Source organism: Micromonospora sp. NPDC048843 (genome assembly GCF_040649965.1).
Classification (GTDB): domain Bacteria; phylum Actinomycetota; class Actinomycetes; order Mycobacteriales; family Micromonosporaceae; genus Micromonospora; species Micromonospora hortensis.
Window position 1 is genome coordinate 1 of sequence record NZ_JBEZGJ010000203.1, and the last position, 11559, is coordinate 11559.

The 11559-nt window shown below is 70.2% G+C and carries 10 protein-coding genes and 1 pseudogene; 6 read left to right on the plus strand and 5 right to left on the minus strand.

Annotated elements, in window-relative coordinates; all coding sequences use genetic code 11:
- The 3 genes and pseudogenes from AB0C20_RS31395 to AB0C20_RS31405 all read right to left on the minus strand — a co-directional run.
- Positions 1 to 479: pseudogene (locus tag AB0C20_RS31395) on the minus strand (carbon monoxide dehydrogenase); the annotation flags it as partial.
- Positions 476 to 1024, minus strand: coding sequence for a (2Fe-2S)-binding protein (locus AB0C20_RS31400; RefSeq protein ID WP_357180029.1), 549 nt, complete (start codon positions 1022 to 1024; stop codon positions 476 to 478). The gene AB0C20_RS31400 and the pseudogene AB0C20_RS31395, both read right to left, overlap by 4 nt.
- Positions 1025 to 1026: 2 nt before the next feature.
- Positions 1027 to 1899 (minus strand): xanthine dehydrogenase family protein subunit M, encoded by an 873-nt coding sequence (locus AB0C20_RS31405; RefSeq protein ID WP_357180032.1) that lies wholly within the window; start codon positions 1897 to 1899, stop codon positions 1027 to 1029.
- Between the two features lie 118 nt (positions 1900 to 2017).
- On the opposite strand from AB0C20_RS31405, the gene AB0C20_RS31410 reads away from it, so the two are divergent.
- The 4 genes from AB0C20_RS31410 to AB0C20_RS31425 all read left to right on the plus strand — a co-directional run bounded on the left by AB0C20_RS31410 (position 2018) and on the right by AB0C20_RS31425 (position 6245).
- Complete coding sequence (locus tag AB0C20_RS31410; RefSeq protein ID WP_357180035.1) at positions 2018 to 3091, plus strand: XdhC/CoxI family protein; 1074 nt, start codon at positions 2018 to 2020, stop codon at positions 3089 to 3091.
- Between the two features lie 40 nt (positions 3092 to 3131).
- Positions 3132 to 3551 carry an ASCH domain-containing protein gene (locus AB0C20_RS31415; RefSeq protein WP_357569344.1) on the plus strand — a complete coding sequence of 140 codons (420 nt, stop codon included), beginning with the start codon at positions 3132 to 3134 and terminating at the stop codon, positions 3549 to 3551.
- A 70-nt stretch (positions 3552 to 3621) separates the two neighbouring features.
- On the plus strand, positions 3622 to 4386 hold the full coding sequence (locus AB0C20_RS31420) for an ABC transporter ATP-binding protein (protein WP_357180041.1): 765 nt from the start codon (positions 3622 to 3624) through the stop codon (positions 4384 to 4386).
- Positions 4383 to 6245: a hypothetical protein gene (locus AB0C20_RS31425; RefSeq protein ID WP_357180044.1), complete on the plus strand. Its 1863-nt coding sequence runs from the start codon at positions 4383 to 4385 to the stop codon at positions 6243 to 6245. Before AB0C20_RS31420 ends, AB0C20_RS31425 begins: the two co-directional genes overlap by 4 nt.
- 29 nt (positions 6246 to 6274) lie before the next feature.
- Here the strand turns inward: AB0C20_RS31425 and AB0C20_RS31430 are convergent, their stop codons facing one another.
- On the minus strand, positions 6275 to 6535 hold the full coding sequence (locus AB0C20_RS31430; RefSeq protein WP_357180047.1) for a hypothetical protein: 261 nt from the start codon (positions 6533 to 6535) through the stop codon (positions 6275 to 6277).
- A gap of 87 nt (positions 6536 to 6622) precedes the next feature.
- On the minus strand, positions 6623 to 7372 hold the full coding sequence (locus tag AB0C20_RS31435) for a DinB family protein (protein WP_357180050.1): 750 nt from the start codon (positions 7370 to 7372) through the stop codon (positions 6623 to 6625).
- Between the two features lie 194 nt (positions 7373 to 7566).
- On the opposite strand from AB0C20_RS31435, the gene AB0C20_RS31440 reads away from it, so the two are divergent.
- Together AB0C20_RS31440 and fdh are read left to right on the plus strand one after the other, a co-directional pair.
- Positions 7567 to 8364, plus strand: coding sequence for a PrsW family intramembrane metalloprotease (locus AB0C20_RS31440; protein WP_357569345.1), 798 nt, complete (start codon positions 7567 to 7569; stop codon positions 8362 to 8364).
- A gap of 145 nt (positions 8365 to 8509) precedes the next feature.
- A partial coding sequence (gene fdh, locus AB0C20_RS31445; protein WP_357569346.1) for a formate dehydrogenase occupies positions 8510 to 11559 on the plus strand: 3050 nt, incomplete at its 3' end.

Genomic DNA, 11559 nt, shown 5'->3' on the forward strand with positions numbered 1-11559 from the left:
CGGATCAGCGGCGCGTCCGACTCCAACGCCCGACGCGCGTCGATCACCGGGTCGAGGACGTCGTACTCGACGTCGATCAGCTCCAGCGCGTCACGCGCCGAGTACCGGTCCTCGGCGACGACGAACGCCACCTCCTGGCCCTGGAACCGCACCTTGTCGGTGGCGAGCACGGCCTGCACGTCGTTGGAGAGCGTCGGCATCCAGGCCAGGTTCTGCTGCGCCAGCATCGCCCCGGTCACCACCGCCTTCACCCCGGGCGACGCCTCGGCGGCGCTCGTGTCGATGCTGAGGATCCGGGCGTGCGCCACCGGCGACCGGAGGATCGCGAGGTGCAGCATGCCGGGCAGTTGGACGTCGTCGACGTAGCGGCCACGCCCACGCAGGAAGCGCGGGTCCTCCTTGCGCAGCATCCGGCCGTACCCGACGGGCTTCTGGTCGTTGTCGTGGAACGTGTCCACGCGCTCGTGCACAGTGGTCATGCGACGGCCTCCGCGGGCTGGCCGGCGTTGTCGATCTCGCCGGCCTCTGACGATTCGGTGGTCTCGGTGACCTCGGCCGCGGCCTGCGCCTCGGCCACGGCGGCCCAGCGGACCGAGCGCACGATGGTGGCGTAACCAGTGCACCGGCAGATCTGACCCGAGATCGCCTCCCGGATCTCCGTCTCGCTCGGGTCGGGGTTGCGGTCGAGCAGCGCCCGCGCGGTCATCATCATCCCCGGCGTGCAGAACCCGCACTGCAGACCGTGGCACTGCATGAACCCCTGCTGGATCGGGTCCAGTTCGGCGCCCTTGGCGAGGCCCTCGACGGTACGTACCTGGTGGCCGCCGGCCATCGCCGCGAGCACCGTGCACGACTTCACCGGCTCGCCGTCGAGCCAGACCACGCAGGTGCCGCAGTTGCTGGTGTCGCAGCCCCAGTGCGTGCCGGTCAGACCCAGCACGTCGCGCAGGAAGTGCACCAGCAGCAGCCGGGCCTCGATCTCCCGGGTGACCTCGACGTCGTTGACGGTCATGGTGACCTGCATGCTCAGCTCCTCGCCCGTTCGACGGCCCGGCGCAGGGTCCGCTGGGTCAGCTCGGCGGCCAGATGCCGCTTGTAGTCCGCGCTGCCGCGCTGGTCGGTCACCGGGTCGCAGCTGTCCGCCGCGATCGCCCCGGCCTGCTCGTAGAGGCTCTCCGAGGGTTCCTGCCCGCGCAGCGCCGCCGAGATCGCCGGGATGCCGGTGGTGTTGGGGCCGACCGCCGCGAGCCCGACCCGGGCGTCGACTATCGCGCCGCCGTCGAGCCACACCGCAGCGCCGGCCGACACCACGGCCCAGTCGCCGGCCCGGCGCTCCACCTTGGCGTACGCGCTGCCGCAGCCGGGCCGTACCGGTAGCCGGATCTCGACCAGGATCTCGTCGTCCGCGACGGCCGTCTCGTACGGCCCGACGTGGAACTCCTCCATCGACACGACCCGCCCCGCGCCGCCCGGACCACGGATCACGCACCGCGCGTCCAGCGTCGTGCAGACCGCCGACAGATCCTCGGACGGGTCGGCCTGGCACAACGAGCCGCCCAGCGTGCCCCGGTTGCGCACCACCGGGTCGGCGATCACCCGTTCGGCGTCGGCGAAGATCGGAAACGCCGCCGCCAGCACTGGGGACTCGAGGAGTTCCCGATGCCGGGTCAGCGCACCGATGCGGACCTCGTCGGGGCCTGCCTCGACGTAACCCAACTCGCCGTGCAGGTCGTTGATGTCGATCAGATAGTCGAAGTTGGCCAGCCGGAGCTTCATCATCGGCAACAGGCTGTGCCCGCCGGCGATCAGGCGGGCTGTCCCGCCCAGCCGCTCCAGCAGGCTGATCGCATGGTCCACACTGGTGGCTCGCTCGTACTCGAACGGTGCCGGCACCTGCATGTCGCACCTCCGCAGTCCGGCAAAATCTCTGCCCGCCGGTGGTCAAAGTCAACGGCGACCTAAGCAACTGCTTAGGTCGCCGTTGACGGTGCCGCCGGGGCTCGCGGATCGTGCGGCCATGCGGGACATCGTCGACGGGCTGGCCGGCTGGCGTGCCGCGGGCGTCGCGTTCGCCGTCGCGACAGTCGCGCGGACCTGGAAGTCCGCGCCCCGGCAACCTGGCGCTGCGATGGCCGTCTCGGCGCACGGCGACGTGGTGGGCAGCATCTCCGGCGGCTGCGTCGAGGGCGCTGTCTACGAGATCTGCCGGACCGCGATCCAGACCGGCGCAGCGCACACCCAGACCTTCGGCATCAGCGACGACGACGCGCTGGACGTCGGGCTGACCTGCGGTGGCACCATCCAGGTCCTTGTGCAACCGAGCGTCGCGATGACCGAGTTCGACGAGGTCCTCGCCGCGATCCGCGACGGCCGTCCGGTCGCCACCGCATCGGTCGAGAACGCCCAACTGGTGATCTGGCCCGACCGGGTGGCGGGCAGCCTCGGCGCACCCGACCTGGACGACGCGGCGGCCCGGCAGGCGACCGGGATGCTCACCCTCGGCGTCACCGGCACGATCCACCTGGGCCGGCAGGGGCAGCAGCGCGGCGACGAGGTGGCCGTGTTCGTCCAGTCGTACGTGCCACCACCCCGGATGATCATCTTCGGTGCGATCGACTTCGCCGCCGCGATGGCCCGGATCGGTAAGTTCCTCGGCTACCACGTCACTGTCTGCGACGCCCGCCCGGTGTTCGCCACCCGAGCGCGTTTCCCGGACGTCGACGACCTCGTCGTCCGCTGGCCGCACGCGTACCTGGAGTCGACGATTGTCGACGACCGCACCGTGCTCTGCGTCCTGACCCACGACCCCAAGTTCGACGTGCCGCTGCTCCGGGTCGCCCTCGCCACGCCCGCCCGTTACATCGGCGCGATGGGCAGTCGGCGTGCCCACGACGATCGGATGCGCCGGCTGCGCGAGGCGGGTGTCCCGGAGAGCGCGTTGGCCCGACTCTGCTCGCCGATCGGGCTGGACCTGGGCGCGCGGACACCGGAGGAGACGGCCGTGGCGATCGCCGCCGAGATCACCGCTCAGACCTGGGGCGGCTCGGGTCGCCCGCTCAGCGACCTGGCGACCCCGATCCACCACACCTGACCTGACGTGGCCTTTCCGATCATCCGGGTACCCTCCGCGGATGGACCTCGACGATCTTCCGCTGGCCGAGTTCGCGTTTCCCGGGCCACTGCGGGACAAGCTCGTGGGCGCGATCCTGTCCGGGGCGAAGACGTCGACGACCGGCCTGCTGGTCGGGTACGAGTGCGCGAACGAGCCGCTGCCCGAGGTTGGTCAACTGTCCGCCGTGGTGGACTCCGCCGGCCGCCGGGTCGCGGCCATCGAGCTGACCTACGTACGGGTGGTCCGGCTCGCCGAGGTCGACCTGCCACACGCCCTGGCCGAGGGGGAGGGCGACGAGTCGGTGGCGCAGTGGCGTGCGGGGCACGAGACCTTCTGGCACAGTGCCGAGGTACGCGCGGAGCTGGGCGACCCCGGCTTCACAGTGGACGACGACACCCAGGTCGTGATCGAACGCTTTCGACTGGTGCACGTCGCCTGATCGTCCGGCCGTGCCATCGACTGTGGAGTTACGGGCCACGTCGCCTGACAAGGTCACCTATGCTCTGCGCGTGATCCCCCCGGCACTCGAGATCCGTGGCCTGGTCAAGACCTTCGCGGCGCATCGCGCGGTGGACGGCATCGATCTGACCGTCCACCCCGGCACCTTCCACGGCATTGTCGGGCCCAACGGCGCCGGCAAGTCCACCACCATCGGGATGGCCGTCGGCCTGGTCACCCCGGACTCCGGGCAGATCCGGATCCTCGGCCACGACGCGCTGCGCGAGCGCGGCCAGACCCGCGCGCTGACCGGCGTGCTGCCCGACGGCCTCGACTTCCCCGAACGCCTCACCGGCGCCGAACTGCTGCGCTACAGCGCCGGCCTGCGCGGGCTGCCCCGGGCCACGGCCACCGACCGTGCCGCCGAACTGATCGACGTGCTCGGCCTCGCCAAGGGCGCTGGCACCCCGCTGGCCGACTGCTCCACCGGCACCCGCAAGAAGCTCGGCCTCGCCCAGGCGCTGCTGCACGGGCCTCGGCTGCTCGTGCTCGACGAACCGTTCGAGGCGGTCGACCCGGTGTCCGCGGCCACCATCCGCCGGGTGCTGCGCCGGTTCGTGGCCGGCGGCGGCACCTGCGTGCTGTCCACCCACTCGATGCTGCTCGTCGAGCAGATGTGCGACGAGGTCACAGTGATCCATCAGGGCCGGGTGGTCGCCGCCGGGTCGGTCGCCGAGGTCGCCGCCGGCGGCAGCCTGGAGGACCGGTTCGTCGAGTTGGTCGGCGCCGAAGCCTCCGGCAGCGCCGGTCTGGACTGGCTGACCGGGGCACGATGAGCGCCGAACTGACCGCCCCCGGCCGGCTGGGCGGCACCCTCGGCGCGATCGCGGTACCGGCCCGGATGCGCGCGACGATGCTGCGTCGCTCGCTACGCGAGCACCCCGGGCCTACTGTGGCCGGCCTGGTCGGTCTGCTCGCCGCCGCCTGGTTGATCCGGTACGCGCTCCGCGGCGACCAGCACACCCTCGGCCTGCTGGCCGGGGCGTGGGTCCTGGGTTGGATCGTGTTGCCGCTGCTGCTCGGCGGAGGTCGCGGCCGGGTCCGCCCGGCCCACCTGCGGTTGGAGCCGATCGGCGGGGTGCCGGCCGCGATCGGTCTGCTCGCCGCGTCGGCGATCGGCATCGGCCCGGCCGTGTCGCTGGTGGCACTCGCCGCGCTGCCGGTGCACGCCGCCCGGTACGGCACCGTCGCGGTCCTCGTCAGCGCCGGCGGCGCGCTGCTGCTCTGGCTGCTCGGGCTGATCGGCTCGGCCATCGCGCTGGAGGTCGTCGGCCACGCCGGCGGCCCGGCCGGGGCACTGCTCACCGGCGTCTTCACCGGTACGGCGATGGGTGTCGCCGGGTCGCTCTGGGCGGTCTTCCCGTGGGTGTCGGTACTGCTCGTCGCAGCGCCGGAGGAGGTGGTCCGGGCCATGGCGTACGTGCCGAGCGCCTGGCCGGTCTCCGCCGTGACCGGGCCAACCGGGCAAGGGGTGCGCCTGATGGCGACCCTGGTGGGCATCGTGGCGCTCTGCGCCGCCGCGTACATCATGCTTGTCCGCAGGGTGATCACCGCCGGCGTGCCGTTCCGGCCGCGCCGGACCACGGCGGCGTCACCGGCCGCGGCTGAGCGCGAGTGGCTGGGGTGGGTGCCGGCGGCGACGCGGGCGGTCGTCGGCCGTGAGCTGCGGGCCTGGATGCGGCATCCGTTGCGGTTGCAGTATCTGGCGTTCGCTGTGGTGTACGGGGCGCTGCTCGCCGGGCTGCCGCTGCTGTCCGACGTGGACCTGCTGCTGCCGTGGGCCGGGCCGCTCGCCGTGCTCGGCGCGGCGGCGATGTCGGCCGGGCTGGTGGGGCTGGACGGCACCGCGTTGTGGATGCCGCTCACCACGCCCGGCGGCGAACGGGCCGAGGTCCGGGGTCGGGCCCTGGCCTGGCTGGTGCTGGTCACCCCGATCGGCGTGCTGCTCGCAGTCGCCGGTGTCCTCCTCGCGCCCGACGTCGACCCCCTGGCAGCGCTCTCCACCCTGCCGGCCCTGCTCGGCGCGGGAGCGTCGGTGCCGGTGTGGGTGTCGCTGCTGCGCGTACGCCCGGTGGCCGACCCGCGGCATCCGACCGCGGCCGACAACCCGACAGACATCGTCAGCGTGCTGGTCGCCACAGCGGCTGGGCTGCTCGCCGCCGCGCCGGTGCTCGGCCTGATGATCTGGGGTCCGCCGGAGGCGGCACCGCTGTTGCCGCTGGTCGGACTGCTCGGAGGCGCCGCCGCCTGGTGGGGTGGCGTGTGGCTGGCCGACGAGCGGTTCGCCCGGCGCGGCACGACGGTGCTCGCCGCGGCCGGTCAGCGGAGCCGACCCCCGGAGACGGTGCTCCCGCTGACCTGGGACGCGCAGTGGTATCGGGAGAACAGGTCCACCGCGTGGGCGCTGGGGCTGCTGACGGTCGGGTGGATCCCGGTGATCCCGCAGGGATTGATGCCGCTGGTGTTCGGAATCGACAGCGGGTGGATCGTGGCGGGCCACCTGGACGGGGGGATGCGTACGGCGGTGGGGTTGGCGATGGTCGGTCTGGGGGTCGCGATGCTGCTCGCCGGCCTGGTGCTGTGGGATCGCCGACCGCAGCCGGGCGGCCCTGCCCAACCTGCTCCCCCCACGTGACCGTTCCCCCTGTACGCGGGATCGCCCGCCTACAGCAGTGCGAGCTGGCCCTCGACCTCATCCGTGTGCGGCTCGCGTAACTGCCAGAGGCGGACCACCCCGAGGCAGGCGTCGTACGTCAACCACCGTCCGTGTCCGCCGGCGGACCGAATCGAGTTCTGCGGCATGCCGATGCCGTAATCCATCACGGTCTGCGGGCGCAGCGTGCGGGTGGAGAGTAGGAGATGCTGCTCGGCGTCACTCTCGTCGATCGCGACGCCGACCATCACCCAGTCGTCGCGACGTGTCACACCTACCACATCAACACCACCGGCGAATTGTGCGTTTGGCCTATCAAACGAGTACGCGGACGGTGTAGCAGTGGACCTCCCGGAGCATCACGCATACTCCTGTTCCAGGATGGCCAGGTCGCGGTCGGCGAACTGCACGTGCGCCCACTGGTCGCTGAAGATGACTTGCAGGCACTTGACCGCCGTACGTTCGGCGGGCGGCGGGCAGCCGATCACGGTGTTCGGCCCCCGCACGCGGTCCAGCTCCTCCTGCGTGACCTGCGCCAGATATGCGCGCAGATCGGCGATCCGCTCGGCGCGCACGGCGAGGATCTCGCCGAGGGTGGGCGCGGCCGACTCGTCGATGCCGAACTCGGTGCCGTTGGTGGTGAACGATGCGGGTACGCCGATCGGATGGAACGGGTTCGGGCGAAGGGCCGCCGCGTGGCCATACCAGGCGTCCACGACGAAGATCGTGTGGCGCAGGGTTTGGGCGAGCGACCATTCGTCGTTCACTGATCTGTGGACGGCTTCCTCTGGCAGCACGCTTGCGCGTCGCAGCGTCGCTTGCCACAGCTCCTCGATGACATCCACCGCATCGCGCATCGTCTCGGGTGTGGTTGGCTGCAGTCGAAGCCGTTCGGGGTGCAGGCGATCCAGCTCGGCCTCGATCAATGGCATGACCTCCACGGCGTTGACGCGCAGGCCGTCGATCGCCCCGTCGATGTCGGCGTTCAACAGCAGCACGCCACGCATCCGGGCGCCGCTGAGATCCACCTCGCGGAAGGTTGCGCTGGCCATTGACAGGTCGATGAACTCCGCACCCTCGTAGTCGGGCTGCTGCACGAATCGCGTCATCGGCACATCGTAGAAACCCGGTACGACAAGACCACCAAATCAAGATCCCAGCGGACCATCCTGAACCGCCTGACCAAAGATCCGGCTTGAGGCTGCGTCTGGTGGCTTGCGACCGGTGGCGCGCACGCGCGGGGTCGTCAGGATCTCAGCGCCGTGGCTGGTCTTCGTAACCTTGATCCGCCAGACTGCGCGGTATGGGTGATCGTTGGCGCCGTTGGGCGTGGGTCGGGGTGCTCCTCATCGGGCTGATCCTTTATCTGGCGGTGCTGCGGACCCTGGTCAGCACCAAGAATCCGAACTTCGTACCGGCGTTGATCCTGCTCGGGGCGACGTTGGTGCCGTTGACCTTCCTGACATTCGCGCAGGCCCGGACCGGCCGGTGGCAGGTGCCGGCGTCGGTGTTGGTGACGTCGGCGTTCTTCGGCGGTGTGATCGGCACTGTGGTCGCCGGCACCCTGGAGTACGACACCCTGCGCGGCCTCGGCACCCTGCCGATGCTGTTCGTCGCGTTGATCGAGGAGTCGGCGAAGCTGATCGTCCCGGTGGTGCTGCTGTTCACGGTGGTGGCCCAGCGTCGTCGCCGGGTGCCCTCCGACGGGCTGATCATCGGCATCGCCGCCGGCATGGGGTTCGCCGCGCTGGAGACGATGGGCTACGCCTTCAGCGCGCTGCTGAGTTCGCAGGGCAACATCGGCGCTGTGGAGCAGACGCTCTTCATCCGGGGCCTGACGGCGCCCGCCGGCCACACCGCCTGGACCGGGCTGACCGCCGGCGCGCTGTGGGCGTTGCTGGCGAGCCCGAGCGTCGCTCGGCTCTTCGGGTTCATCGGCACGTTCGTGGGTGTCGTCGTCCTGCACACCCTCTGGGACACGTTCTCCGGTTCGCTGGTCTTCGTCGTGTTGGCGATCATCAGCATCGGCTGGTTGTTCTGGGAGCTGCGCCGCTACCGGACCTTCAGCGACCAGCACATCGGCCAGCTGCAACCGCACTGACCAGCGCCGTACGTCATGCCTCTCCCGGCCCGCACCAAAGGGCTGGGAGAGGCATGACTGTTCGTGATCCCGCTGCGACCGGGCCGGCACCTCAACTAACGTCAGAGTGTTCATATTTGGCGGCATTGGTCGGGAAGGTGCGGCGATGGGGGTGCGCAGCTGGTTCGAGGGTTGGCCGGTCTACCGCCAGCTCACCGGCACGGACCCGCTGGGCCGGGGTGCCGCGGCGAAGTCCGACGGGTCCCGCGCGCTCACCGCCCGTACCGATACCGCCGATTCGATGGCCCGGTCCGTGTGCCCGTACTGCGCCGTGGGTTGTGGTCAGCGGGTGTTCGTGAAGGACGGGCAGGTCAGTCAGATCGAGGGTGATCCGGACAGTCCGATCTCGCGGGGTCGGCTGTGTCCGAAGGGTTCGGCGAGCAAGAGCCTGGTCACCAGTCCGCTGCGGCAGACAACGGTCCGCTACCGCCGGCCGTACGGCACCGAGTGGGAGGACCTCGACCTCGACACGGCGTTGAACATGATCGCCGATCGGGTCCTGGCCGCCCGGGACGAGACCTGGGAGGACGTCGACGCCGAGGGTCGACCGCTCAACCGGACGCTGGGTATCTCCAGTCTGGGTGGGGCGACGCTGGACAACGAGGAGAACTACCTCATCAAGAAGTTGTTCACCGCTATGGGGGCGCTCCAGATCGAGAACCAGGCCCGCATTTGACACTCCTCCACCGTCCCCGGTCTGGGGACCAGCTTCGGGCGTGGCGGCGCCACCCAGTACCAGCAGGACCTGTCGAACTCCGACGTCATCGTCATCCAGGGTTCGAACATGGCCGAGGCGCACCCGGTGGGTTTCCAGTGGGTGATGGAGGCCAAGCGCAAGGGTGCGAAGGTCTTCCACGTCGACCCGCGGTTCACCCGCACCAGCGCGCTGGCTGACTCGTACCTGCCGATCCGGGCGGGCACCGACATCGCGCTGCTCGGTGGGGTGGTGCGCTACATCCTCGACAACGAGCTGGACTTCCGGGAGTACGTCGTCGCATACACCAACGCCGCGACCATCGTGACCGAGGAGTACGCCGACACCGAGGACATGCACGGCCTGTTCTCCGGCTTCAACGACGACAACGCCACCTACGACCAGGCCAGTTGGCGGTACGAGGGCCACTCGCAGAACCAGACGACCCGCGACAGCGAGACACAGCGGGAGACGGCGGCGGGGCTGGAGAACGAGTCGCACGGCGCGCCCGTCGGCGGCGAGACCGAACGTGACGAGACGTTGCAGCACCCGCGCTGCGTCTACCAGATCCTCAAGCGGCACTTCGCCCGCTACACCCCGGAGATGGTGGAGCGGGTCTGCGGGATCCCGCAGGAGAAGTTCCTCGAACTGGCCCAGGCGTGGACGGAGAACTCCGGCCGGGACCGGACCGGCATGCTCGTCTACTCGGTGGGCTGGACGCAGCACAGCGTCGGCGTGCAGTACATCCGCACCGGCGCGATCATCCAGCTCCTGCTGGGCAACGTGGGCCGCCCGGGTGGCGGGGTGATGGCGCTGCGCGGGCACGCCAGCATCCAGGGGTCCACCGACATCCCGACGCTGTTCAACCTGCTTCCGGGTTACCTGCCGATGCCGCACCACGCCAACCACCCGACCCTGGACACGTGGGTGGACAGCATCGCGCATCCCGGGCAGAAGGGCTTCTGGGGCAACGCCCGCACCTACGGCGTCAACCTGCTCAAGGCGTACTGGGGCGACGCGGCCACCGCCGACAACGACTACTGCTACGGGTACATGCCGCGGATGACCGGCGACCACGGCACCTATCAGCAGGTGCTCGACATGATCGACGGCAAGATCAAGGGCTATTTCCTGCTCGGGCAGAACCCGGCGGTCGGTTCGGCGCACGGCCGGGCGCAGCGGCTCGGGATGGCCAACCTCGACTGGTTGGTGGTCCGGGACCTGTTCATGATCGAGAGCGCCACGTTCTGGCAGAACGCACCGGAGATCGAGACCGGCGAGATCGCGCCCGAGCGGTGCCGCACCGAGGTGTTCTTCCTGCCCGCCGCCTCCCACGTGGAGAAGGAGGGCACCTTCACCCAGACGCAGCGCCTGTTGCAGTGGCGGGAGAAGGCCGTCGAGCCGCCAGGCGACGCCCGCTCCGAGCTGTGGTTCTTCTACCACCTCGGTCGCGTCATCCGGGAACGGTTGGCGACGTCGACGAAGCCGCGCGACCGTGCGCTGCTCGACCTCGCCTGGGACTACCCCACGCACGGCCCGACCGTCGAGCCGAGCGCCGAGGCGGTGCTGCGCGAGATCAACGGGTACGACGTGGCCACCGGCCGGCCGCTGGCGTCGTTCACCGAGATGAAGGACGACGGCTCCACCGTCGGCGGTTGCTGGATCTACACCGGGGTGTACGCCGACGGCGTCAACCAGGCGGCCCGCCGCAAACCCGGCTCGGAGCAGTCCCTGGTGGCACCGGAGTGGGGTTGGGCGTGGCCGGCGAACCGGCGCATCCTCTACAACCGTGCCTCCGCCGACCCGGACGGCAACCCGTGGAGTGAGCGCAAACGCTACGTCTGGTGGGACGCGGACAAGAGCGAGTGGACCGGCTACGACGTGCCGGACTTCGAAAAGACCAAACCGCCGTCGTACCGACCGGCGCACGACGCCTCGGGTGTGGCGGGCATTGCCGGCGACGACCCGTTCATCCTTCAGGGCGACGGTAAAGGCTGGCTCTACGCGCCCACCGGCGTGCTCGACGGACCGATGCCCACCCACTACGAGCCGGTCGAGTCGCCGGTACGCAACCCGCTCTACCGACAGCAGGCCAACCCGACCCGCAAGGTCTACACCCACCCGATCAACACGCTCAACCCGAGCCCGCCGGAACCGTACAGCCAGGTGTTCCCGTACGTGTTCACTGTCAGCCGGCTCACCGAGCACCACACCGCCGGCGGGATGAGCCGGACGGTGTCGCCGCTGGCCGAGTTGCAGCCGGAGATGTTCGTGGAGGTGTCCCCGGAGTTGGCCGCCGAACGTGGTCTCACCCACCTGGGTTGGGCGCACCTGGTCACCGCCCGTGCGGCTATCGAGGCGAAGGTGCTGGTGACCGATCGGCTCACCCCGCTGCGGGTGGACGGTCGGATCATCCACCAGGTGTGGTTGCCGTACCACTTCGGTTTCGAGGGCCTTGTCAC